Source organism: Roseitranquillus sediminis (assembly GCF_016918935.1).
GTDB lineage: Bacteria > Pseudomonadota > Alphaproteobacteria > Rhodobacterales > Rhodobacteraceae > Roseitranquillus > Roseitranquillus sediminis.
The window spans coordinates 58502-80999 of the sequence record NZ_JAFFOB010000008.1 but is presented as its reverse complement, the minus strand read 5'-3'; the positions used below and the strand labels follow the sequence as shown (position 1 = coordinate 80999).

Sequence of the window (22498 nt, the reverse complement as noted above, 5' to 3'; positions counted from 1 at the left end):
AAGCCACGACCGCCCGATTCCGATCCCACGATCCCGGCGCTGGACCGGGCGGGGCGGGGTCCGTAGCGTGGGTGTCAATGAAACGACGAACCGGACAACCGGGCGGATGGACGAGGCGGGCAGGCATCAGGTGAGCGCGGGCGGCGGGGTGGCGGCGCGCGACTTCTTCGTGTGCGACATCCTGGCGGCGATCCCCAAGCACGACCTCGCCTCAATGGAACATCCGGTCTTCTCGCTCTCGACTCGGCCCGACCGGCGGGTGCTGAGCTATCTCCACGGCGAGACCGAGATCACCGTGACGCCGAGCGTGAAGGGCCGGGCCACGATCTTCGACGCCGACATCCTGATCTTCTGCATCAGCCAGCTCGTCGCCGCGCTGAACGCGGGGCGGCCGACCTCGCGCCGGGTGACGCTGACCGCGCACGACCTCCTGCTCGCCACCAACCGCGAAACCTCGGGCGACGGCTACCGCCGCCTCCGCGACGCGTTCGAGCGGCTGGCCGGCACGCGGATCACCACCAACATCGCCACCGGCGACATGGAGGTGACGACCGGCTTCGGCCTGATCGAGGAGTGGCAGATCGTGCGGCGGACGCGCCAGGGCCGGATGGTGAGCGTGAGCGTCACGCTTTCGGATTGGCTCTACCGCGCGGTGCTGTCGAAGTCGGTGCTGACGCTTTCCCGCGACTACTTCCGGCTGAGGAAGCCGCTGGAGCGGCGGCTCTACGAGCTCGCGCGGAAGCATTGCGGCCGCCAGCCCGAATGGCGCGTCTCGGTTGAGACGCTCTCCAAGAAGTCGGGCTCGGCCAGCCCCCGGCGCGTCTTCCGCGCGATGCTGCGCGAGATCATCCGGGCGGACACCATCCCCGACTACCTGCTGGAGGAGGAGCCGGGCGACCTGATCCGGGTGAGCCGCCGCGCGATGGTGATCGAGCCGGGGGAGGGGCCGCACCTGAGCCCCGAGGTGCTCGACGAGGCCCGCGCGCTCGCCCCCGGCGCCGACGTCCACGCGCTGGCCGCCGAATGGCGGGCCTGGTGGGCCTCGACCGGCCGCCCCCGCCTGCGCGCCCCCGACCGCGCCTTCCTCGGCTGGGTGAAGGCGCGTGGAGGCAGGTAGAGAGGGCGCCCTCGCGCGGGATTTGTCATCTCACGGTGAACTTGTGGTCGTAATGGGGGGTTCGGGTTCCGTCGCGCGGCGAAGGAAAGAGCACCATGCAGAACGTCTTCTTCCATATCGGCTTTCCGAAGACAGCGACGACGACGCTGCAGAGGACGATGCGCGACTTCGACGGGTGCGCCTATCTGGGCAAGGGCCTGCGGGATTCGCTGCAGCCCTCCGACTCGCTCGAGATCGCGCGTGCGGTGTTCTTCGCCGACACCCGCCGGTTCGAGGCGATGCTTCCCGACCTGAGGACGCGCCTCGCGCGCCACGCGGCCGCGTCCCCGTGCGTCTTCGTGTCGGACGAGGCCTTCGCCTTCGCCGAGCACATGGTCCTCGGCCGCAAGTGGCAGCGGCAGGTGGTAACGGACCACGAGACAGTGGCCGAGCGGCTGTCGCGGATCGCGCCGGGGGCGGGCATCCTCTTCAGCGTGCGCGAGCAGGTCTCGCTCCTGGAGAGCTTCTACCGGCAGCATGTCAAGATCGACGCGCTGTCGGAGCCCTTCGGCAGCTACATCCAGCGCGAGATCGACGCGCTGCCGCACCGCTCGATGCTGCATCATCTCCGCTACGACGAGGTATTCTCGGCCTACCGGCAGCGCTTCGGCGACCGCATCCTCGTCTCGGTCTACGAGGCCTACGCGCAGGACTTCGGCGGCTATCTCGACGACGTCGCGAGGTTCTGCGGCATGGACGCGGCGGGGCTGCGGGCAAGCTGGCAGGGACGGCGCCTGAACGAGAACGTGGTCTACGGCGCCTTCACCGGACGGCTGCGGCGCCACGTGCCCGATCGGCTGCTTGCGACGCTCTCCCCCGCACGCAGGCAGGCGATCCGCAGGCGGCTCTCGCGCGGGCCGGCCGAGGTGGCCTGGAGCGGCGCGCAGCGGCAGGCGGTCGCGGCGCATTTCGAGCGCCCGAACGCCACCTTCGCCTGGCAGGCGGGGCTCGACCTCGAGCGCTTCGGCTACATCCTGCCGGAGCCGGACGTCACGCCGGTCACGAGGATACGGTCCGCCGCTGTCCCGTGAGGTGGTACTTCCCGTTGAAGAGCCAGCCGAGGGCGGGCACCCGGGCGACGAGCCCGAAGTGGAGCACGTAGCCGAAGCCGAAGGTCAGCGGCACGACGCACGCATAGAGCGCATAGACCCCCTCGACGACCGGCCCGAGCGCGAGCGCGAGCGCGTAGATCAACGTGAAGTGGAAGAGATAGATCGTGTAGACCGAGGCCGAGAGCCGCGCGACCCAGATCCGCTCGCCCGAGAGGAACGCGCGGAAGACCAGCAGCAGTGCGCAGACGGCCGCGGCGGTGATGGTCTCTTCGGCGGCGATCTCGACCACCGTGCGGACCGGCTCGGGCAGGCCGGCGGGCAGCCGCGGAAGGAGTGCGTAGAGCGCAAGTCCGGCGGCGAAGGTGACGAGGCTGATCCGGTGCATCGCCTCGAAGAGCGGCCGGTGCGCGAAGGCCGCCATCCCGATCAGGAAGTAGATCCAGTAGCCCAGCGTCGCCCGCGGCAGCCAGGCGAAGGGCCCGCCCTCGAGCGCCGCCTCGAAGGTCAGCCGCCAGACGATGCGCGTGGCGATCTCGCCGCCCGCGGCGATCAGCGCGACGAGCGGCACCGTCAGCGGCCCCGACCGCGCCAGGCGGTCGATCGCCGCGCGCAGGGGGCGGCTCTCCAGCAGCGGGCGGATGAGCGGCACCGCGGCGACGTAGACCGAGAGCGAGACCAGGAACCACAGGTGCAGGTGCCAGCTCTGCGGGCCGCGGGCGGGCACGGGGCGCTCGCCGGCGAGGTAGTCGAGAAACCCCACCGGCCCGGAGTGCCAGAGATAGACGAGCCAGTTGGTCAGCGGGACGAGCAGCACGAGGCCTGCCGCCAGCGGCACCAGCAGCGCCTGCGCGCGGGCGCTGAGGAACGCCGCGTTGCCCCGCCGGCTGGCCACCATCAGCGCGAAGAAGCCCGAGACCACGAAGAAGGTCGCCATGCGGAAATGGTCCGAGACCAGCGAGACCAGCGACATCCCCGGCGCGTAGCCCAGCGTCGCCGCGTGCAGGAAGAGCCCGAAGAGCATCGCGAAGCTGCGCAGCGCGTCGATGTAGTGGAGACGTCCGGTCATCAGGTGCTCTGCATCTGGCCCTTGTCGCGGCGGGCACGACGGGCGATTGGAACGGATCGACATTAGGGGAAGACCCCCCGTGGCGAAAGCTGCTCGCGAGGTAACATGCAAAGGCTGACGGAGTCCGAACCGCTGCGCTGCTTCAAGGCCTACGACGTGCGCGGCCGGATCGGGGTGGAGCTCGACGAGGCGGTGGCGCGGCGGATCGGCCGCGCAGCGGCGCGTGTCCTGTCGCCCCGGCTGGTGGTGGTGGGCCACGACGCCCGCGCCTCGAGCCCCGGCCTGGCCGCCGCGCTGGCCGAGGGGCTGCGCGAGGGCGGGGCAGGGGTGTGCGACATCGGCCTCTGCGGCACCGAGGAGGTCTATTTCGCGACCGGCCGCCTGCCGGCGGACGCGGGCATCATGGTCACCGCCTCGCACAACCCGATCGACTACAACGGCATGAAGCTGGTGGGTCCCGGCAGCCGCCCGCTGAGCGAGGCCGAGTTCGCGGCGATCCGCGATGCCGCCGCGGATCCCGGCACCGCGCCGGCGGCGGGGCAGGGGGGCCTCGAGACGCGCGACCTGCGCCCGGCCTATGCCGCCCATGTGGCCGACCAGGTCCGGGCCGAGGCGCTCGGGCCGATGCGGATCGTCACCGACGCGGGCAACGGCACCGCGGGACTGGCGCTCGACGCGATCGCGGCCGAGCTCGCGCGCCGGGGCGCCCGGCTCGACCTCGTGCGCGTGCGCCACGAGCCCGACGCAGGCTTTCCGCACGGCATTCCGAACCCTCTGGTGCCGGAGAACCGCGCCCTCACCGCGGCGGCGGTGCGCGAGGCGGGCGCCGACCTTGGCGTCGCCTGGGACGGCGACTTCGACCGCTGCTTCCTCTTCGACGCGACCGGCGCCTTCGTGCCCGGCGAATACGTCGTGGCGCTCCTGGCCCGCGCGGTGCTGGCGCGCGAGCCCGGCGCCGCCATCGTGCACGACCCGCGCGTGATCTGGGCGATCGAGGAGACGGTGGCGCGCGAGGGCGGCCGCGCGGTCGCCGCGCGGACCGGCCACGCCTTCGTCAAGGCGGCGATGCGCGAGAGCGGCGCGGCCTATGGCGGCGAGATGTCGGCGCACCACTACTTCCGCGACTTCTACTTCTGCGACAGCGGCATGATCCCGTGGCTGAGGATCGTGGAGCTGCTCTCGGCCTCCGGCCAGAGCCTGGCCGAGGCGGTGGCCGAGCTGCGCGCGCGCCATCCCTCCTCGGGCGAGATCAACTTCGAGGTGCCCGACCCGGCGGCCGCGATCGCCCGCGTCGAGGCGCGTCTCGCCCCGGACGCCGAGGCGGTCGACCGGCGCGACGGGCTCGGCCTCGGCTTCGGCGCCTGGCGGCTGAACCTGCGCGCCTCGAACACCGAGCCGCTCCTGCGGCTGAACCTCGAGACCCGCGGCGACGCCGAGCTGCTCCGCCGCAAGACGGCGGAGCTGACGGCGCTGATCGGGGCAGGGGCCGGCTGAGCGGCTCAGCCGGGCGTGCGCCCGCGCAGCTCGGCCAGCACCGCCTCGAGCCCGGCACGCCAGTCGGGGCGCGCGAGGCCGAAGACGGCCTCGGTCGCGGCGCAGTCGAGGCGCGAGTTGAGCGGCCGCGGCGCCGGCGTGGGATAGTCCGCGGTCGGGATCTCCGTCACCTCGACCGCGAGCCCCGCGGCGGCGAAGATGGCGCGGGCGAAGCCGGCCCAGCTGACGTCGGGCGCGCCCGAGTAATGGTAGGTGCCGGTGCGGGCGGGTTCGTCGGCAAGGCCGCGCGCGATCGTCAGGCAGGCGCGGGCGATGTCGGCAGCGGGCGTCGGGCCGCCGACCTGGTCGGTGACGATGCGCAGGCCGTCGCGCTCGGCCCCGAGGCGCAGCATCGTCTTCACGAAGTTCGACCCGTGCGCCGAGAACACCCAGCTGGTGCGCAGGATGGCGTGCGTCCCGCCGGCGGCGCGCACGCCCTCCTCGCCGGCGAGCTTGGAGGCGCCGTAGGCCCCGAGCGGGCCGGTGGCGTCCTCCGGGGCCCAAGGCCGGTCGCCGGACCCGTCGAAGACGTAGTCGGTCGAGATCTGGACGAAGGGCAGTCCCCGCGCGGCGCAGGCCTCCGCCATCGCCGCGGGCGCCGCGCCGTTGGCGGCGAAGGCAGCCTCGCGATTGTCCTCGGCGGCGTCGACCGCGGTCCAGGCGGCGGCGTTCACGACCGCGTCCACCTCGGCCGCCGCGACGGCGCGGGCGCCGGCGGCGGGGTCGGCGAGATCGGCCTGCTCCCGCCCGAGAAACACCGCCTCGGGCGCGATCCGCGCAAGCTCGGTCGCCACCTGTCCCGTTCGTCCGAATACCAGAAGACGCACTGCTCACCCCTCGCGGCCCGGACCCTCCCTTAGCCCGGACGCGTCCCGGGCGACACCCCGTCCGAGGGCGGGTCAGCCCTGCCGGAGCAGGCGGATGCGCCGGCGGACGCGCCTCAGCAAATTGTGCCTAAACCCGGCGCGGGCGCGGGCCAGGAGGTGCCAGCGTTGTCTAGCGATCCAGGCCTCGAAGCTGTAGCGCGCCTCGTAGTCGCGCCGCACCGCGTCGCGGGCCTCCGCGCTCTCGGCCCGCGCGAGATCGCCGGCCAGCGCGTCGACGATCCGCGCCCAGTCCCGCGGCCGGTGGAGTGCGGGCTCCTTGCGCTCAACGATCCGGCGGACGCCGAACAGGCTGACCTGGCAGATGCCGCGCATGGCGGCGATCACGTCGAAGTCCCGGGTATGGTCGTGCCGCAGGAGAATGAATCGTGCATGCGGGGCCCGCAAAAGGACTGCGGCGTGGAAGGCTGAGCCCTGCAGCCCCGCGACGACCTCTGCGTGCGCAAGCATGGACAACTGCTCCTGCACGGAGTGCCGCTCGGGAGCGACGATTCGCCAGCCCCGCGCGGCCAGCACGTCCTCGATAGCAGGTTCGCCTTTGCTGCGCCGGTTCGGCGTCGTGCCGCTGCGCGAGAGCCAGATGCGCCCGTAATCCTCGGCCGGAGGCTCCTGCCGGGCCAGGAACTCCGCGTGCCGGGGATGGACCTGCCCCGCGATCCGGTGGCCGATCTCGGGCACGATCAGCCGCCGGACCCGCACCGGCCCGTCTGGGAAGAGATGCCCCCCGGTCAGGCCGGCCATGCCCAGGATCTCGTCCTGCCAGCGCGCCGGCGGACCGCCCGAGATCCAGACGAAGGGCATCGGGCCAAGCTCGTCCACCACCCAGCCGCGGGCGAGCGATTCGAGCAGGAAGTGTCCGAAATGATGGAAGAAGGGGCCGCCGTAGACGTGCGGCGCCTCGACGACCGGCAGCGCGTCGCGGTCCAGCCCCGCGATGGCGGGCGCCTGCGCCACGGGGCCGCCGCCCCAGGTGCGGGTGAGCAGCGAATTCCCGATCAGCCGGCCCTCGGCATCGAAGGCGGCGCCGTCGATACCGCGATAGACGCCGCGGTTCGCGGTCGGCACGACCAGCGCGTCCTCGTAGACGCGGTAGCGGAGCGGCTCGTCCGCGGCGGGAAACTGTTCGATCTGAGGCTCCATCGCGCGTCTCCGGCAGGTCAGCCGGTGCCGAGGCGGCGGCCGACGCCGTCGCGCTCCATGAGCGGGCGCCACCACCATTCGTTCCCGAGGTACCAGTCGACGGTGCGGGCGAGCCCCTCCTCGACGGTGACGGAGGGACGCCAGCCGAGCTCGTCGCGGATGCGGGAGGGGTCGATCGCGTAGCGGGCGTCGTGGCCGGGGCGGTCGGTGACGAACTCGATGAGCCGCTCGTGCGGGGCGGCGTCGGGGCGACGGTCGTCGAGCAGGCGGCAGATGGTGCGGACGAGGTCGATGTTCCGCCGCTCGTTTTCGCCGCCGATGTTGTAGTTGCGGCCCGTCCGGCCCTTCTCCAGCACCAGGAGGAGCGCGTCGGCGTGATCCTCGACATAGAGCCAGTCGCGCACGTTCTCGCCCGCCCCGTAGACCGGGACCCTGCGCCCGTGCAGCGCGTTCAGGATCACCACCGGGATTAGCTTCTCGGGGAAGTGGAACGGCCCGTAATTGTTCGAGCAGTTGGTCAGGACCACCGGCAGCCCGTAGGTCTCGTGCCAGGCCCGCACCAGGTGGTCGGACCCGGCCTTCGACGCCGAATAGGGGCTGCGCGGGTCGTAGGGCGTTTCCTCGGTGAACTGCCCCTCGGGGCCCAGCGAGCCGAACACCTCGTCGGTCGAGATGTGGTGGAAGCGAAAGCTCTCGGGCCGGCCGACCTTCACCCAGTGGGCGCGCGCCGCCTCGAGCAGGTGGAATGTGCCCATGACGTTGGTCTCGACAAACGTCGCAGGCCCGTCGATCGAGCGGTCGACGTGGCTCTCGGCGGCCAGGTGCATCACCGCGTCGGGTCGGTGCGCGGCGAAGATCCGGTCGAGCGCCGCGCGGTCGCGGATGTCGGCCCGCTCGAAGGCGTAGAGCGGGCTCCCGGCCACCTCCTCGACGTTTCGCAGGTCGGCGGCGTAGGTCAGCGCGTCGAGGTTGACCACCTCGTGGCCGCGGCTCACGGCCAGCCGCACCGCCGCCGAGCCGATGAACCCGGCCCCGCCCGTCACCAGTATCTTCATCGCGCTCCCCGTCCTTGGCGTCAGGCGCCCTCTAGCAGGGTCGCGCCGTCCTGTCCCCCAAGCTTTCGGTCCAGGGTAACCAGCGCCGCCCCCGCCCGCCGCGCCGCCGCCAGGATCATCAGGTCGGCGAAGTCCGCGGCCCCCGCGCGATAGGCGTCGAGCGCGCGGGCGGCATCGTCGGCGGTCTCCACGGCGAAGGTGCTGGTGCTCAGGACACCTTCGAGGGCGTTGCAGATCTCCCCCCGCGGCAAGCGATAGACCCGGCGCAGCACCCAGGCGAGCTCGACGAGCACCTCGCGCGCGACGAAGCCGGGCACTTCGGGCGTGAGGCCTCCGACCAGGTTCTGGGCAAGGTGTTCCTGGGCGGTGTCGTCCCCGACCAGGATCCGGACCAGGATGTTGGTGTCGAGCGCGATCACCTCTCGACGGCGCGGCGGAACCGTGCGGCGGCTTCGTCGGCGATGGCCTCGTCCATCTCCTCGAGCGAGACTGGCGGTCCCTCGTAGTGTTTCTTCAGCATCCCGAAGAGCGCCGAGGCGGGCTTCGGCCGGACGATCCGCACCGTGTCGCCGTGGACGAAATAGCGCAGCTTGTCGCCGGGCTTGAGCCCCAGCGCCTCGCGCACCTCCTTGGGCAGGGTGGTCTGGCCCTTCGAGGTCAGGGTGGATTCGATCATGCGGAGCACCTCCGAGTAAGGAGAATAGACTCTGCGCCTTGCAAACTCAACTCTGGCCTTCCCAGCGGAACGGGCTCTCGAACGCCTCGAGCGGCGGCGCGGCGGCGTCCTTGTCGCTGAGGATCGGGGCGGAGAGGCCGGCGGGCAGCGGCCAGTCGATGCCGCAGCTGTCCCAGCGGACCCCGCCGTCGGCGGCGGCGGCGTAGTAGCCGGTGCACTTGTAGACGACCTCGGTGTCGTCCTCGAGCGTGAGGAAGCCGTGCAGGAAGCCGGGCGGGATCCAGACCTGGCGGCCGTTCTCGTGGCTGAGCTCCTCGCCGACCCAGGCCCCGTAGGTGGGCGAGCCGCGCCGCACATCCACCGCCACGTCGAAGAGCCGGCCGCGGCCGCAGCGCACAAGCTTGCCCTGGGCGTGCGGCGGCGCCTGGAAGTGCATGCCCCTGAGCGTGCCGGCGCGGGCGCTGAGCGAATGGTTGTCCTGCACGAAGTCCGCCTCGAGCCCGGCCGCGGCCAGCGTCCGGCGGTTCCAGGTCTCGGCGAAGAAGCCGCGCGCGTCGCCGAACCGCTTCGGCGTCAGGACCATCACTCCGGGCAGGCCGGTCTCGCGCACATCCATCGGGGCACCTCTCTCCTCGTTACCGCCGGCGGCATAGCAGGCCCCGACGCACCAGCCCATCCTGTCAGGGGCAGGAACGTCGCGGTAGCGAACCTCCTCGTCGGACCTGCGATCGGAGCCGCAGCCGTGCTCTGCGGAGAGGGTTCGCATTAACTTGTGTCGGGAAGTGGGCGAAGGCAGCAGGCCATTGTGGCGAAGGACGGCCACACATCCCCAGCCTCGTGATGGTGTCCAGCCGCAGCTTCCTGTGCGGCGACTGCCCATTCAAGGCATCGAAGCGTGCTGGTGAAGCCCGGGTCACCCCGATTGTTCGACCACCGGGTTCGAGAGGGTCGGCGTCCATCCGGACCAGCGCATCGGCTGCGAGGCGGTGCGGCCGGATGGCCACCTGCCGGGAGCGCCATCAGGACGCGCGGGCCGGACCGCCGTATCGGGCGGATGAACGGCCTCGCGATCGAGGGCCGGCCCCCGGGGATGTGTCCGGGGGCCGGCTGGTTGCCCGATGGCTCAGGTCTTGTTGCGCCGGCGGCGCCAGGCACCGAGGCCGCCGAACGAGCCGAGCGCGCCGCCGAGCAGCAGCACCGAGGCCGGCAGCGGGATGACCCCGTCGGGCGGCGGCGGCGGCGGGGGCGGGGGCGAGACGCCGGGCGAGAAGGCCGAGGCGATCGGCGTCAGGTAGCTGTCGGCGTTGTCGAAGCCCGAGATCGTGGCGAGGAACGGATTGTCCGCCTCGACCACGCCCGGCCCGGTCCCCACGGCGATCGAGCCGTAAAGGATGCCGTCGAGCAGGGTGAAGCCCGAGGTGTCCACCGCCACGCCGTCGAGCTTGAGCGAGGCCGCGTCTCCTGCCGCGATGGCGATGTTGAGCTGGTTCTGCGAGAACGCCTCGCCGCCCACCGGCGTAGTGAAGGAATAGGCATCGAGCAGCTGATCGACGCTGGGGATCAGCGCATAGGCGGGATCGCCCGTGGACCGGGTGCCACCGACGCCGCGCATGAACTGGCCGACGCTGACCGGCTTGTCGGAGGTGATCTTCGAATTGCCGACATTGTCGACCTGCAGCACCTCGCCCGCGTCGATCGTGCCCACCAGGACACCGTTGATGAAGACGTCCGTGTCGTCCTCGGCGGCGATGACGCGGACCAGATCCTTTGCCGTCCCCGCGAACGGAGTCTCGGCCACCAGGAATTCGGTATCGAAGTTCTCGACGCCAAACTGCTGCTGGATCATGTGGTCGCAGGCGACGGTTCCGATGGGAACCTGCGTGCACTCGTTGCCGGCGAAGACCGCGACATCCTTATCGGACTGCACGCGCGTGCCGCTCAGGTCGCCGCCCGTGCCCGACTCGTAGAAGATCGACTCGCCCTTTTGCAGCGTCACCTGCACCGGCACACCGTCCGCCAGGCCCGAGATGCTCTTGGGGGTGATCGTGACCGTCGTGTTGTCCTCGGTCGCCGTGACGGACATCTGCGAGCCGCTGCCGAAGGCAGACGAGTTCACGCTCGGGACTGCAAGGACGCGGTAGTCCCGGCTGAGCCCTTCGAGGTCGAGCAGCGTGGTCATGTCGGTCGAGAAACCCGCCCGGTTCAGGGCGAGGCCGCTGATCGGGTCGGCCGATTCAACCAGCAGCGAGAGGTTGTTCTTGACCCCGCTATCGGTCATCTCGCGCCCTCTCGAACCCAGCGCCAGTGTGTAGACGCCGGTGTTGTCGATCGCGAAATTCTGGTTGAAGCCGTCGTTGCCCGTGACCGTGCCGGTCGTCCCCTCGGCCCCGAAGATGAAGACCGAGTTGTTGCCGGCGTTGAGGTTCTCGTGGAAATTGGCGATGAACGAGGCGTGTGCCGCTCCGGAAAGCAGCAGGCACGCCAACGCGCTCGCCGTTCCCAACCAATATGATCTTGGATGCATGCGTTACTCCTATCCCCCGGCGCCGCACCCAGGCTGGCAAAAGCATAAAACGCTCCAGCCCGGTAGAAGGCCGCACTAGAAAAGCTGGCGTAAATTCGCCGCCGGATAGAGGGTTCGACAGAGACTGATCTATGTCAAGAACCTTGCGGCATTTATGAAAAGATTCATCTTTCGGAACAGCCGCGCGCCCGGATTTCGCGCGGCTTACGCAGCCTCAAGATGAAAGTTATTTTTACGAACAACCAATAATTGTGCGTTCCCGAATTACTGCGCCGGGAGCGCCTGCAGCGCCTCCACCGCCGCGGCGCCTTTGGTGAAGTTCGGGTCGGTCGAGGCCACCGCCTTCTGCAGATGCTCCCGCGCCGCCGCGACGTCGCCCGTCGCCAGGCGGGTCATGCCGACGTGGTAGTTGGCCCACGCATCGTCGGGGTTCTCCGCCACCACCGGCTCCAGTACCGCGAGCGCGTCCTCGTGCCGGCCCTGCAGGTGCAGGAGCCAGCCGTAGGTGTCGCGCAGCTGCGGAATGTCCGAGGCGCGCAGCTGCTGCGCCACCGCATGCGCCCGCTCCAGCCGCTCGGCGTCGTCGGCGAAATGGTCCGAGACCAGCGCGGCGTAGTTGTTGGCCACCAGCAGGTTGTCGGGATAGGCCTGCACCAGACCCTCCATCAACCCGAGCGCCTCCTCGTAGTCGCCCTTGCGGACCAGGATCTCGGCCAGCGGCATCTGCAGCTGCGGGTTGCCGGGCAGGGTGGCGAGGCCGGCGCGGATCGCCGCCTCGGCACCCTCCGCGTCGTCGCGGATCATCAGGTGGCGCGCCAGCGTGACATGCGCGAGCGGGCTCTGGGGCAGGGCGGCGACCACGCCCCGGTACGCGGCCTCGGCGTCGGCGTCCTCGTCCGCCAGCTCGTGGAGGGCACCCCGCATCAGCAGCGCCGCCGGGTTGCCGGGCGCCTGCGCCAGCAGGTCCTCGACATAGGTCTCCGCCGCCGCGGTGTCGCCTTGGGCGAGATAGCTCTGCACCAGCCCCGCCGCGGCGCCCACGTCGGCGCCCCCGGCGGCCAGGCCGCGCAGGACGGACTGCGCCTCCTCGGTCTGGCCTCGGCCCTGCAGGACGGCGACGCGGATCTTCTCGGAATCGCCGATCGCCGCGGGCGTGCCCACCTGACGCAGCGAGGCGGCGACCGCCTCGGCCCCCGCCCAGTCCTCGGCCGCGAGCCGCAGGACGCCGAGCGCGGCGAGGAGCTGCGGCGCGTCCGGGTGCCGGCGCATCGCCTCCTCCAGCAGCGCCGCCGCCTCGTCCGCGCGGTCCGCCTCCTGCAGCGCGGTGGCGGTCTCGAGCGCGATGCGGGGCTCGTGGCCCGAGGCGCGGGCCGCCTCCTCGAGCCGGGCGAGCGCCGCGTCGCGGTTGCCCGCGCGCGCCTCGGCCCGGGCCGCCAGCCTGAGCAGCGCCACGTTCCGCGGCTCGGCCTCGAGGCCCGCCGCGATGTCGGTGCGCGCCGACTCGAGCTCGAGGTCCTGCAGGCGGTACATCGCGCGGAACGCCAGCGCATCGGCGTCGTCCGGCGTCTCGGCGAGCATCGCCTCGACCTCGGCCTGCGCTGCCTCGGCCTGCCCATCGACCGCCAGGAACCGCGCCAGCAGCAGCCGCGCCGCGCGCCGCTGGTCGGGGTCGATCGGCCCGTCGGCCAGCGCACGCAGCGCGTCGCGCGCCTCCGACCGGGCGCCGGTGTCGTGGATCAGCTGGACCCGCGCCAGCTCCAGCGGGAACGGCTCGGGCGCCGCCTCGATCAGCGCCTCGAGCGCGGCCCGCGCCGCCACGGCGCCTCCCTGCGAGGCGCTGAGCCGCACGATGTCGAGCGCGGTGGCGGTGTCGCCGGGCGTGACCTCCAGCACCCGCCGGAGCGTCTCGATCGCCTCGTCGGTGCGGTCGGTCCGCACCAGCAGGAGGGCGAGGCGCTTCAACGTGTCGGTGTCGGAGGGATCCTGCTCGACCCGCCGGCGCAGCGCCTGCTCGGCCTCGAAGAGCGACTGCGCCGGCCCGATGCCGAGCGCGTCCCGCGGCGCCGCGAGGCCGCCGAGGGGCCCTCCCATCGCGCCCTCGTCGAACATCTCCTCGACCGTCATCTCCTCGTCGAGGACCGCCGCCTGCGCGCCGGGGGCGGCGACGACCGCCAGGAGGCAGAGCGACGCTGCGAAAACTCTCGGGCTCGAAAATACCATGTCAAAAAACCTGCAAGGGGCGAACACGAGCCGGGATAGTAGGAGAGGGGGCGGAACCGCTCAACTCTCCGTTCCGTGACGGCCCCGCGTCACCAGCGGGCCCGCACCTCCGCCAGCGCGCCGAAGACCGGGTCGCGCGAGAGGAGCACCATGTCGAGCAGCTCGGCCGTGGAGGCGATGAGCCGGTCGAACGGGTCGCGGTGATCCCAGTCCCGCAGGCTCGCGTGGAGGCAGATCTCAGGGCTCAGGGGCGCGAGCGTGCCTCCCTGCTCGCGCAGGATCCCGGGCAGCCGCGCGGCGTGGGGCTCCATCGCCGGCCACCGGCCGATGCGGACCTTCTGCCCGATCTCGAAGAAGCTGATCGGGCTGACGCAGACCGCGTCGGCGCCCTCGATCTCCCGCCGCGCCCGGGGCGAGAGCCGGCCCTCGTCGGCGAAGGACCAGACCCAGGCATGGGTGTCGAGCAGGAGCGTCGCCATCAGGCGCCTTCCCAGTCGGCCAGCTCCTCCTCCGAAAGGGGTTCGAGAAAGTCCGGCACCTCGCCGAGCTGGCCCGCGAGCGTTCCCAGCCGAAAGCCGGACTGCGGGATCGGGACCAGCCGCACCACCGGGCGCGACCCCTTGGCGATGACGACCTCCTCGCCCGCGAGGGCGGCGTCGATGAGCCGCGAGAGCTGGCTCTTGGCGGCATGCACGGTGAACTGCACGAGCGTCCTCCTTGACATGGCTAACTTAGCCATGCCGGAGGCGCAGGCAAGATCGGGGAAGGCGCCTCCTGCCGCCGCAGGAGGCGCGGAGCGCGGCCTCTACTGCGCCGCGAGGCGGCTCGAGGTGACGTCGGCGAGAAAGGCCTGGAACTCGTCCCGCAGCTCGTCGCGGGCGAGGCCGAAGGCGACGGTCGCCTGCAGGAACCCGGCCTTCGAGCCGCAGTCGAAGCGCTGGCCCTCGAAGCGCACGCCGTGCACCGGGCGGCCGGCCGCGATCTCGGCGGCGATCGCGTCGGTGAGCTGGATCTCGCCCCCCGCGCCCGGCTTCTGGCTGTCGAGGGAGCGCATCACGTGCGGCGAGAGGATGTAGCGGCCGATCACCGCGAGGTTCGAGGGGGCGTCCTCCGGCCGGGGCTTCTCGACCATCCCGCGGACCGAGACGAGGCGGCTCATGTCCTCCTCGATGTCGAGGATGCCGTAGGCCGAGGTCATCTCGCGCGTGACCTCCATCGCGGCGACCATCGAGCCGCCGGTGCCCTCGTATGCGTCGATCATCTGCCTGAGGCAGGGCCTCTCGGCGGCGATCACGTCGTCGGGCAGAAGCACCGCCACCGGCTCGTCGGGGCCGACCATGCGGCGGGCGCACCAGACCGCGTGGCCGAGGCCCAGCGGCTCGGCCTGGCGGACGTAGGCGATCGCGCCCGAGGGCATGTCCGTCTTGTGCAGCTCGTCGAGCAGGGCGTGCTTGCCCTTGGCCTCGAGCGCGGCCTCGAGCTCGGGCGCGCGGTCGAAGTAGTCCTCGAGCGCGGACTTGCCGCGCGAGGTGACGAAGATGAACTCCTCGATGCCGGCGGCGCGGGCCTCATCGATGGCGTACTGGATCAGCGGCCGGTCGACGAGTGTCATGATCTCCTTGGGGATCGACTTCGTCGCCGGGAGGAACCGGGTGCCGAGCCCGGCCACAGGGAAGATCGCCTTGGTCACCTTCGGCGTCATCGAATCACTTCCTTCAGCTGTGTATGGGTCCTGATGATGGACACCGGATCATGGTCTTTTCTTGTTCCCGGGACAGCAAAATCGCTTTTGAACGCATCGACGGCATGAAGTGGCCGGTCCCGCGGGGGATCCGGCCGTAAATCCATACCTGAACGGAGAGCGTCAGGCCTTCCGACGCGTCAACCTGAAGCCGAGGAGGGCGGTTCCGAGCAGCAATGCGCCCGCGGGCACCGGCACCGGCACCAGGTCACCCAGCTGCAGGCCGGCGAGAGCGAAGTCGCCCACGCCCACGCCGTCGTTGCCGGCCCCGGCATCGAAGGTGAAGCTGCGCCCCGTGAAGTCGACCGCGAACATGCCCGCACCGGCGCCGCCCGGGCGGTAGAATTCGACCGCCTCGAAGCTGTCGAGGAAGTTCGTTCCCGTCGGCGGCGCGCCCGAATAGAGCGAGGCGCTCTCGGCGTTGCCATCGCGGGAGCGGAAGAGGTCCATGAAGGACACGCCCGTCAGCCGCACATCGCGGTCGAAGGTGACGGTCACGTACTCCCTCCGGCCGATCTCGTCGTCGCCGAGGCCCACGCCGTCATCCTGGTAGGTGAGGCGGTTCGAGCTGCCGGTGAGGGTGAAGTTCACGCCCGAGACGCTGCCGGTGGCCATCGCGGCCGACTTCGAGCTGAAGGTCGACGAACTGGTGAAATCTATGGTCGCGGCAGTTGCCGCTGCGGCCCCGGCCAGAAAGCCGGCGATCGCCAATGCGCTTGTCCTGATGGCAAATGCCATGTCCTCGTAACCCCCTCAATCGTGTCCCGTGGGCGCAAAGCACGCGCCCTCTCGTCAAGACGAACCGTGCAGGTGCCGCCCGGTTCCACATTGGCGTTAACTTTGCATGGAATTCCACCGGTTGCTAGCCGCGGCCGCAGAATAATGCCCCGAACGCATGCCTCGCCGGCAGTCAGCCGCGTCCGTAGGCATCCTCGTAACGGATGATGTCGTCCTCGCCGAGATAGGTTCCGGTCTGCACCTCGATCAGGTACATCGGCACCCGGCCGCGGTTGGCCATGCGGTGCGTCTGCCCGAGCGGGATGTAGACCGACTGGTTCTCGGAGACGAGGCGGACCTCCTCGCCGACCGTCACCTCCGCGGTTCCGGCGACCACGATCCAGTGCTCGGACCGGTGCATGTGGCTCTGCAGGCTGAGCACTCCGCCGGGGCGGACCATGATCCGCTTCACCTGGAAGCGGTCGGAAAGGCAGAGCGTCTCGTACCAGCCCCAGGGCCGGTGGAAGCGGGGGTAGTCGTCGGCCTGCGGCGCCTCGGCCTCGCGCAGCGCCGCCACCACCTGTCGCACGTCCTGCGCGCGGTCCATGTCGGCCACCAGCACCGCATCGCGCATCGCCACCGCCACGACCCGGTCGAGCCCTAGGCCCACCAGGCGCAGCGAGCCCTCCTCCGAGCGCAGGTAGCTGTCGCGGCAGTCGATCGCGGTGACGGGGCCGTGCCCGACGACCCCCTCGGGCGTCTGCGGGCTGACCTGCCAAAGCGCCTCCCAGCTGCCGAGGTCGGTCCAGCCGCAGTCGAGCGGCACCGCCATCAGCGGCCGCCCGCCCGCGCCGGGGCCGGCCCGGCCGGCGGGCTCCATCACCGCATAGTCGACCGAGATCGCGCGCGCCCGGGCGTAATCCGCGCCGAGGCGGAAGAAGCCGAGATCCTGCGCGCCCTCCGCGATGGCGGCGCGGCAGGGCTCCAGCAGGTCCGGCGCGTGCGCCTCGAAGGCGGCGATGGCGTCGCCCGCGCGGAACAGGAACAGCCCCGCGTTCCAGAGATAGCGCCCCGCCGCCAGCATCCCCGCAGCGGTTTCGGCGTCGGGCTTCTCGCGGAAGCTCTCGAGCCGCACGGCCCCGGCGCCGGCCGGCGCGTGGCCGAGCTCGAGATAGCCGTAGCCGGTGTGCGGCCGGTCCGGCACCACGCCGAAGGTGACGAGCGCGCCCTCCTCCTCGACCGTCTCGGCGCCGCGGGCGACCGCCTCGAGGAACGCCGCGCGGTCGGCGATCAGGTGGTCCGAGGGCGCGACCAGCATCATCGCCTGCGGGTCGTCGAGCATCAGCGCGGCGGTGAGGATGGCGGAGGCGGTGTCGCGGCCGGCGGGCTCGACCACCACCCGGGCGTCGGTCAGGCCGATCTCCGCCGCCTGGTCGGTGGCGAGGAAGCGGAACGCGTCCCCGGTCATCACCAGCGGCGCGTCGAAGCCCTCGCCCGAGAGCCGCCTGAGCGTCGCCTGGTAGAGGCTCTCGCGCCCGACGAGCGGGGCGAACTGCTTGGGGAACGCGGCGCGCGACGACGGCCAGAGCCGGGTGCCGGAGCCACCGCAAAGGATGACGGGATGGATCACGCGCGCTCGCCGGAACTGGTCACGCGGCGGTTATCGCCGGAAGCCCGAGGCGTTTCAACCCGCTGCGTCCCGGGCCGGAGCCGCTCCCCGGGACCCGGCGGCCGTCGCGCGGCTGGCGGGGATCGGTGCCGCGCCCCCTCGCGGGGTTCATGCGCCGTCGCCCGCGCCGGGCGGGCAGAGCAGCGCGCCGATGGAGTGCGTCCGGCCGATCCGCAGGTGGCTGTAGCTGCCGCCGGCGAACCAGTGCAGCCGCTGCGTCCCCGGCTCCCACGCCCAGAGCCCGTCCTCGGTGCGGGCGAGCAGGTAGAGCGCCTCGCCGTGGGCGCCGATCCCGTCGCCCTCGGCCGCGAGGCTGCGCAGCTCGGGCCGCAGCACGAAGAGGCCGTGCGCCGAGGGCACCGCGCCGACCGCCTGCAGCGTCACCGCCCCGCAGATCAGGAGGGGCAGGGCGCCCGCCTGGCCCGCGGCGAGGCGCGGCACCGCGTAGCCGCAGATGCCGAGCGCCGCGACCGCGAAGAAGACCACCTGGTCGGCGCGGGACGAGAGGCTGCGCAGGTCCGCGGCGACGATGTCGCCCACCACCCCGTCGCGGGTGCAGATCGCCTCGGGCGCGGCGAACAGGAGCCCCCGGATGCCGAGCGCGCCGCCGAAGGCCGACATCATGTAGCCGATCAGGAAGAGCGCGAGCACGGCGATGCCCCAGGGCGTCTGCCGGTCGAGCCAGCGCGCCGTGCGGGCGATGCGGCCGGGCTCGGCCGCGGCCTCGGCGCGGGCGCGGCGGCTCAGCCAGCGGACGGTCTCACCGAGGACCAGCACCAGCATCAGCGCCAGCATCGCCTGCAGCGCCCAGCGGGCGGCGATCTGCGCCCCGAGGCCCAGGTACCAGAGCGGCTCGCGCGAGGTGTTGGCGAGCTCGAGCCCCAGCATCCCCTGATGGGTGACGGTGGCGATGAAGCCGAAGGCGTAGAGCACTGCGGTGATCCCCGCGAGCACGCCCGAGAGCCAGCCCAGCAGCTTCCCGAATGCCTTGACGAGTTCCATCGGAAGCCCCGTGTGGTCTGGGCCGATCGCCACGGAGCGGCAAACTAGCATGGTCCTGAACGGCTTGCACGAAATCCGGGGCGGGCCTCGAAAGGCCACCGCATCGCGCGGGAGGCGAGGCGGCGCGACCTGGTACATCAAACTGGTTTACCCAAGGTAAGCCTGCGTGGTAGGCTCGGGCATGTTTCGCACCTCAGCCATGCTCGTCGCCGCGGCCCTCCTTCTCGGTGCCTGCACGACCGGAGATCCCACCGCGAGGCTTCTCGCGACGGGCCCCAACGTGCGCGTCGACGGTGCGCCGGCCGAGCACGGGACGTGGGTGCGGCAGGGCGCCACGATCAGCACCGGCGCCGGGTCCTCGGCCATCGTCCGCTGGAGCGAGGGCACCACGCTGCAGCTCGACCAGAACTCCGACCCGCTCGTGGTGTGGGAACCGCCCGACGTGGCGATCAACGTGGGCGTCGGCTGGTTCCTGATCGACACCGGCGAGATGAGCGTGCGGATCCGCAACGAGCTCGCCGTGGTCTTCGTGGGCTCGACCGTCGCGGTCAACGTGGTGCCGGGGCAGAGCCTCACCACCTACCTTCTCGAAGGCTCGGCGCAGCCGCTGGAGCCGGCGGGCCGCCCGCTGCGCGAGGGTGAGAAGCTTATCGCCTATCCCGGAAACCGCCTCGTCTACCTGCCGATCACCCCGGCCGAGCGCGCGATGATCGAGCAGCGGTTCGAGCGCTGGGACTTCCCGCGCAGCTTCCAGAGCCACGAGGACGATGACGATTACGAGAACTCGTCCGACGACTTCGATACCGATGACGATTTCGACGACTCCCCCTAATACTCTCGGCCTTGTGGCATGCTCCTTGCTCCTTGCTCGCAGCCGTCTGCCTTCGCCGGGGGTGACGTTTCCCGCCGAAACGCCGGACGCCCGCAGGTGACGCCGGCCGGGGGAAAAGGCGCGCCTCGTCGCTGACGTGCCGGCTCCGGGGCTTGCCTGAGGCCCCGTCTCTGCGATCACCGGCGGAAAGGGCTTGTGCATCTTTTCGACGCACACGAGACCGGTCCGGAACAGGTGCATGGCGGCATGAGCAGGCAGACGATCTACCAGGCGGGCGCGCGGACCGCCGCGGCGCCGGCGCCGAGCCTCAGGGGGCGGGCCAGGGGCTGGATGCGGCGGGCGGGGCAGCGGCTCGTCGGGCTCGGCCTGCCGCCGCGCCTGGTGGGCTACCGCTGGACCCGGCACCTCGCCGCGGCGGACGTGGCCGGGGTGACGGAGATCCATCCGGCGGCGACCGCCCGCGCGCCGCTGCCCCGCATGGTGGCGCGGCGCGAGGACCTGCCGGACGAGCGGGGCTGGTTTGGCTACGCCTTCCGCGACGTGCCGGAGCGGCGGGCCGGGCCGACGCGGCTCCTGCGGCTGGCGGAGGCGCGGGTGCTGGCGGCGCGGCCCGGCCGCGACTACGCGCCTGCCATCCTCAACGCGCGGGGCCGCAGCCTCGACCTGCGCGAGATCCGCTACCGCCCGTTCCATGCGCCGCTGGCCGCGCGGAGGCCCGACCTGACGCTGGACCGCGCGGTCTGGTTCGCCGAACGGGTCTACGACAACCACGCGCACTGGCTGACGGCGCACCTGCCGAAGCTCGCGCAGCTCGTGGAACTGGGCGAGACCGCCGACCTGGTCCTGCCGGCCGAGCGCACCCCGGTGATCGACCACAGCCTGGCGCTTCTCGGCATCGACCCGGCGACGCAGCCCGAGCTGCCCTCGGGGGCGGTGCTGGCCACGCGCGAGCTGGTGCTGCTCGAGACCGACCGCTTCCGCCCCGAGCTTCTGCGGCTGGCGCGCCGTATGACCGTGGGCGAGGGTGCGCCCGGCACACGGCGGGTCTTCGTCAGCCGCCGCTCGGCCCGCGGCCGCCGCCTGGTGGACGAGGAGGCGCTGACGCCGATGCTGCGCGACTTCGGCTTCGAGATCGTCGAGATGGAGCGGCTCGACTTCCCGGCCCAGATTGCGCTGATGCGGGAGGCGGGGGCGCTCCTCGCCCCGCATGGGGCGGGCTTGGCCAACATGCTCTTCTGTGCCGAGGGCACCCGGGTGATCGAGATCGCCGACCCGGCCTATCCGAACCCGAACTTCTACGCGCAGGCGGTCGGGCTGGGGCTGGACTACGCGCTGGTCCGCGGCCGCGGAGTGGGCGGGGGCCATCCGCTCGACCAGGACCTCGCCGTCGACGAGGCGGACCTGCGCCGCGCGCTCGAGACCGTCCTGGGGTGAGCGTCAGCGTCGTCATCCCCTGCCGCGACGGCGCGGCGTTCCTGGCGCAGACGATCCGCTCGGTGCTGAACCAGACCGCGCCGCCGGACGAGGTGCTGGTGATCGACGACGGCTCGACCGACGCCAGCCCCGACATCGCCCGGTCCTTCGGCGGCCCCGTCGCGGTGCATGCCGGCCCGGCGCGCGGCGCTTCGGCGGCGCGGGTCCGGGGGGCGGCGCTGGTCCGCGGCCAGCGGCTCATGTTCATGGACGCCGACGACCTGCTGACGCCGGGGACGCTGGCGGCGCTTTCGGCGGCGCTCGACGCGGGGCGCGCGCCCGGCCTCGCGATCGGCCCCTGGGACCGCTACGAGCGCGTCGGGCCGGCCTGGCTGGCGCGGCCGCCCTCGATCCCGCACCGGCGGCCGGGGCAGGACGACCTCTCGGCCTGGATGACCGGGCGCTATTCGCCGCCCTGCGCGGTGCTCTGGGACCGCGCCGCCTATGACGCCAGCGGCGGCTGGGATGCCGAGAGCCGCGGCGACGACGACGGCAACCTGATGCGCCGGGCGATGGCGCGCGGCGTCCCCATCCGCCGCACCCGCGACGGCCTCTCGCTCTACCGCCGGCTTCCGGGCGAGGCGCTGTCGCTGAGCGGCCGGCGCTTCTCCGAGACCGGTCTGCGCTCGCGCCTGCGCGCGCTCGAGAACACCCGCGACGAGCTGGTCCGGGCGGGACGCCTTGACCGATATCGCGTCGAGCTCTCCGACATGGCGCGCGCCCTGCGGCGCGACGCCCGCGAGCATCCGGACATCGCCGCGGCGGCCGAGGCCCTGATCCTCTCCCCGCCGGCCCGGCGGGGGCGCCTTGCCGCGGCGGGCGCACGGCTCCGGGCCGAGCTCGACCACCGCTTCGGCCCCGTGGCGCGCCCGGCCCGAGTCGCCGCCGCGGTGGAGGCGCCGCCGGTGACGGAGGGTCCACAGGTCAGCGTCGTGCTCCCCGCCGAGCCTGGTATCGACCTCGCGCCCGCCATCGCCAGCGTCCTGGGGCAGAGCTATGGCGCGCTCGAGCTGATGGTCGTGGGCGAGACGGACCCGGCCGGCCTTGCCGACGATGCGCGGTTGCGCCTGGTGCCCGCCGCGGGTGGCCTGGCCGAGGCCCTGAACGCGGGGCTGGAGGCGGCGCAGGGCGCCTATGTCGCCTTTCTCGACCCGCGCGACGTCTGGCAGCCGGACAAGCTCGCGCGCCAGGTCGGCCTGCTCGAGGCGGCGGCGCACCGGGTCGGCGTCTGCTCCACTGGCGCGGAGAGCGATGCGGAAGGGCAGCTTCCGGCGCGCGGGCAAGGCGACTTCTTCGCTGCGCTGCTCTGGCGCGAGACGCTTCGGGCGCCCGGTTCCACGGTGCTGGTCCGCCGCCAGGTGGTCGAGGCGGTGGGCGGCTTCGACCCGACGCTGCCGGCGCTCGCGATATGGGAGTGGCTGCAGCGGGCGGCCCGCCTCTATCATTTCGCTTCGGTGAACGCGCCGCTCGTCCGCCTCGGGCCCCGCCCGATCCCCGATCCCGCCGCCGAACGCGCCGCCCGCGCGGCGCTCTGGGAACGCAACCGTCACGCCCTGCGCCGCGCGGGCGTCGCGCACGCCTATCTGCTCGACAGCGCCCGCCAGACGGCATCCTGCGGCGATCGCGCCGACGCCGCCCGGCTCGCCCTCCGCGCCATGGCCCAACGCCCCCTCGCGCAAACCCGCACCCGGCCGAGACCCGACTCCGGCAGAGACGGTCGACATCCACGAGGCGAATATAGCGCTCGGTAGGATGCCA

At 72.1% G+C, this 22498-nt stretch carries 22 protein-coding genes; 7 read left to right on the top strand and 15 right to left on the bottom strand.

Annotation, left to right across the window (positions count from 1 at the left end; all coding sequences use genetic code 11):
• Positions 1 to 106 precede the first annotated feature (106 nt).
• Together JM664_RS05230 and JM664_RS05225 are read left to right on the top strand one after the other, a co-directional pair.
• Positions 107 to 1117, top strand: coding sequence for a replication initiator protein A (locus tag JM664_RS05230; RefSeq protein WP_227418884.1), 1011 nt, complete (start codon positions 107 to 109; stop codon positions 1115 to 1117).
• A gap of 95 nt (positions 1118 to 1212) precedes the next feature.
• A complete protein-coding gene (locus tag JM664_RS05225; RefSeq protein WP_227418864.1) occupies positions 1213 to 2187 on the top strand; it encodes a sulfotransferase in 975 nt (324 codons plus the stop codon).
• Here the strand turns inward: JM664_RS05225 and JM664_RS05220 are convergent.
• Positions 2156 to 3274 carry an acyltransferase family protein gene (locus tag JM664_RS05220; protein ID WP_227418863.1) on the bottom strand — a complete coding sequence of 373 codons (1119 nt, stop codon included), beginning with the start codon at positions 3272 to 3274 and terminating at the stop codon, positions 2156 to 2158. The two genes, JM664_RS05225 and JM664_RS05220, sit on opposite strands and share 32 nt — an antisense overlap.
• 105 nt (positions 3275 to 3379) lie before the next feature.
• Here JM664_RS05220 and JM664_RS05215 point away from each other — a divergent pair, with 105 nt between their 5' ends.
• Entirely contained in the window at positions 3380 to 4768 is a 1389-nt protein-coding gene (locus JM664_RS05215; RefSeq protein WP_227418862.1) for a phosphohexomutase domain-containing protein, read from the top strand.
• Between the two features lie 5 nt (positions 4769 to 4773).
• On the opposite strand, the gene rfbD is transcribed toward JM664_RS05215, so the two are convergent.
• The 12 genes from rfbD to JM664_RS05155 form a co-directional block, all read right to left on the bottom strand.
• Positions 4774 to 5634, bottom strand: coding sequence for a dTDP-4-dehydrorhamnose reductase (gene rfbD / locus JM664_RS05210; RefSeq protein WP_227418861.1), 861 nt, complete (start codon positions 5632 to 5634; stop codon positions 4774 to 4776).
• A gap of 72 nt (positions 5635 to 5706) precedes the next feature.
• A complete protein-coding gene (locus JM664_RS05205) occupies positions 5707 to 6831 on the bottom strand; it encodes a glycosyltransferase family 61 protein (protein ID WP_227418860.1) in 1125 nt (374 codons plus the stop codon).
• A 17-nt stretch (positions 6832 to 6848) separates the two neighbouring features.
• The gene (gene rfbB, locus JM664_RS05200; protein WP_227418859.1) at positions 6849 to 7886 is read right to left on the bottom strand and encodes a dTDP-glucose 4,6-dehydratase; all 1038 of its coding nucleotides are present in this window, start codon (positions 7884 to 7886) and stop codon (positions 6849 to 6851) included.
• A gap of 20 nt (positions 7887 to 7906) precedes the next feature.
• Positions 7907 to 8305 carry a PIN domain-containing protein gene (locus JM664_RS05195; RefSeq protein ID WP_227418858.1) on the bottom strand — a complete coding sequence of 133 codons (399 nt, stop codon included), beginning with the start codon at positions 8303 to 8305 and terminating at the stop codon, positions 7907 to 7909.
• Complete coding sequence (locus JM664_RS05190; RefSeq protein WP_227418857.1) at positions 8302 to 8562, bottom strand: AbrB/MazE/SpoVT family DNA-binding domain-containing protein; 261 nt, start codon at positions 8560 to 8562, stop codon at positions 8302 to 8304. Before JM664_RS05190 ends, JM664_RS05195 begins: the two co-directional genes overlap by 4 nt.
• 46 nt (positions 8563 to 8608) lie before the next feature.
• Positions 8609 to 9178 carry a dTDP-4-dehydrorhamnose 3,5-epimerase gene (gene rfbC, locus JM664_RS05185; RefSeq protein ID WP_227418883.1) on the bottom strand — a complete coding sequence of 190 codons (570 nt, stop codon included), beginning with the start codon at positions 9176 to 9178 and terminating at the stop codon, positions 8609 to 8611.
• A 507-nt stretch (positions 9179 to 9685) separates the two neighbouring features.
• Complete coding sequence (locus JM664_RS05180) at positions 9686 to 11086, bottom strand: hypothetical protein (protein ID WP_227418856.1); 1401 nt, start codon at positions 11084 to 11086, stop codon at positions 9686 to 9688.
• A gap of 264 nt (positions 11087 to 11350) precedes the next feature.
• Positions 11351 to 13306, bottom strand: coding sequence for a tetratricopeptide repeat protein (locus JM664_RS05175; protein WP_227418855.1), 1956 nt, complete (start codon positions 13304 to 13306; stop codon positions 11351 to 11353).
• 89 nt (positions 13307 to 13395) lie between these two features.
• Positions 13396 to 13785, bottom strand: coding sequence for a type II toxin-antitoxin system VapC family toxin (locus JM664_RS05170; protein ID WP_227418854.1), 390 nt, complete (start codon positions 13783 to 13785; stop codon positions 13396 to 13398).
• Positions 13785 to 14030: a type II toxin-antitoxin system Phd/YefM family antitoxin gene (locus JM664_RS05165; protein ID WP_227418853.1), complete on the bottom strand. Its 246-nt coding sequence runs from the start codon at positions 14028 to 14030 to the stop codon at positions 13785 to 13787. Before JM664_RS05165 ends, JM664_RS05170 begins: the two co-directional genes overlap by 1 nt.
• An 81-nt stretch (positions 14031 to 14111) precedes the next feature.
• Positions 14112 to 15008, bottom strand: coding sequence for a UTP--glucose-1-phosphate uridylyltransferase GalU (gene galU / locus JM664_RS05160; protein ID WP_227418852.1), 897 nt, complete (start codon positions 15006 to 15008; stop codon positions 14112 to 14114).
• Positions 15009 to 15170: 162 nt separating this feature from the next.
• Positions 15171 to 15662 (bottom strand): hypothetical protein, encoded by a 492-nt coding sequence (locus JM664_RS05155; RefSeq protein ID WP_227418851.1) that lies wholly within the window; start codon positions 15660 to 15662, stop codon positions 15171 to 15173.
• On the opposite strand from JM664_RS05155, the gene JM664_RS05150 reads away from it, so the two are divergent.
• The gene (locus tag JM664_RS05150) at positions 15655 to 15795 is read left to right on the top strand and encodes a hypothetical protein (protein WP_227418850.1); all 141 of its coding nucleotides are present in this window, start codon (positions 15655 to 15657) and stop codon (positions 15793 to 15795) included. The genes JM664_RS05155 and JM664_RS05150 overlap by 8 nt on opposite strands.
• A gap of 162 nt (positions 15796 to 15957) precedes the next feature.
• Here the strand turns inward: JM664_RS05150 and JM664_RS05145 are convergent, their stop codons facing one another.
• Positions 15958 to 17394 carry a mannose-1-phosphate guanylyltransferase/mannose-6-phosphate isomerase gene (locus JM664_RS05145; protein WP_227418849.1) on the bottom strand — a complete coding sequence of 479 codons (1437 nt, stop codon included), beginning with the start codon at positions 17392 to 17394 and terminating at the stop codon, positions 15958 to 15960.
• 147 nt (positions 17395 to 17541) lie between these two features.
• Positions 17542 to 18468, bottom strand: coding sequence for a hypothetical protein (locus JM664_RS05140; RefSeq protein WP_227418848.1), 927 nt, complete (start codon positions 18466 to 18468; stop codon positions 17542 to 17544).
• Between the two features lie 148 nt (positions 18469 to 18616).
• Here JM664_RS05140 and JM664_RS05135 point away from each other — a divergent pair, with 148 nt between their 5' ends.
• The 3 genes from JM664_RS05135 (at position 18617) to JM664_RS18845 (ending at position 22491) form a co-directional block, all read left to right on the top strand.
• Positions 18617 to 19267, top strand: a complete 651-nt coding sequence (locus tag JM664_RS05135; protein WP_227418847.1) for a hypothetical protein — start codon at positions 18617 to 18619, stop codon at positions 19265 to 19267.
• Between the two features lie 246 nt (positions 19268 to 19513).
• Entirely contained in the window at positions 19514 to 20701 is a 1188-nt protein-coding gene (locus JM664_RS05130) for a glycosyltransferase family 61 protein (protein WP_227418846.1), read from the top strand.
• Positions 20698 to 22491: a glycosyltransferase family 2 protein gene (locus JM664_RS18845; RefSeq protein ID WP_227418845.1), complete on the top strand. Its 1794-nt coding sequence runs from the start codon at positions 20698 to 20700 to the stop codon at positions 22489 to 22491. Before JM664_RS05130 ends, JM664_RS18845 begins: the two co-directional genes overlap by 4 nt.
• The last annotated feature ends 7 nt before the right edge of the window (positions 22492 to 22498 follow it).

Bases quoted from the DNA above. Each gene is read 5' to 3' on its own strand.
- JM664_RS05230 (WP_227418884.1), top strand. From the start codon at position 107: ATGGACGAGGCGGGCAGGCATCAGGTGAGCGCGGGCGGCGGGGTGGCG.
- JM664_RS05225 (WP_227418864.1), top strand. From the start codon at position 1,213: ATGCAGAACGTCTTCTTCCATATCGGCTTTCCGAAGACAGCGACGACG.
- JM664_RS05220 (WP_227418863.1), bottom strand. From the start codon at position 3,274: ATGACCGGACGTCTCCACTACATCGACGCGCTGCGCAGCTTCGCGATG.
- JM664_RS05215 (WP_227418862.1), top strand. From the start codon at position 3,380: ATGCAAAGGCTGACGGAGTCCGAACCGCTGCGCTGCTTCAAGGCCTAC.
- JM664_RS05205 (WP_227418860.1), bottom strand. From the start codon at position 6,831: ATGGAGCCTCAGATCGAACAGTTTCCCGCCGCGGACGAGCCGCTCCGC.
- rfbB (WP_227418859.1), bottom strand. From the start codon at position 7,886: ATGAAGATACTGGTGACGGGCGGGGCCGGGTTCATCGGCTCGGCGGCG.
- JM664_RS05190 (WP_227418857.1), bottom strand. From the start codon at position 8,562: ATGATCGAATCCACCCTGACCTCGAAGGGCCAGACCACCCTGCCCAAG.
- rfbC (WP_227418883.1), bottom strand. From the start codon at position 9,178: ATGGATGTGCGCGAGACCGGCCTGCCCGGAGTGATGGTCCTGACGCCG.
- JM664_RS05180 (WP_227418856.1), bottom strand. From the start codon at position 11,086: ATGCATCCAAGATCATATTGGTTGGGAACGGCGAGCGCGTTGGCGTGC.
- JM664_RS05175 (WP_227418855.1), bottom strand. From the start codon at position 13,306: ATGGTATTTTCGAGCCCGAGAGTTTTCGCAGCGTCGCTCTGCCTCCTG.
- JM664_RS05170 (WP_227418854.1), bottom strand. From the start codon at position 13,785: ATGGCGACGCTCCTGCTCGACACCCATGCCTGGGTCTGGTCCTTCGCC.
- JM664_RS05165 (WP_227418853.1), bottom strand. From the start codon at position 14,030: ATGTCAAGGAGGACGCTCGTGCAGTTCACCGTGCATGCCGCCAAGAGC.
- galU (WP_227418852.1), bottom strand. From the start codon at position 15,008: ATGACGCCGAAGGTGACCAAGGCGATCTTCCCTGTGGCCGGGCTCGGC.
- JM664_RS05155 (WP_227418851.1), bottom strand. From the start codon at position 15,662: ATGGCCACCGGCAGCGTCTCGGGCGTGAACTTCACCCTCACCGGCAGC.
- JM664_RS05135 (WP_227418847.1), top strand. From the start codon at position 18,617: ATGTTTCGCACCTCAGCCATGCTCGTCGCCGCGGCCCTCCTTCTCGGT.
- JM664_RS05130 (WP_227418846.1), top strand. From the start codon at position 19,514: ATGAGCAGGCAGACGATCTACCAGGCGGGCGCGCGGACCGCCGCGGCG.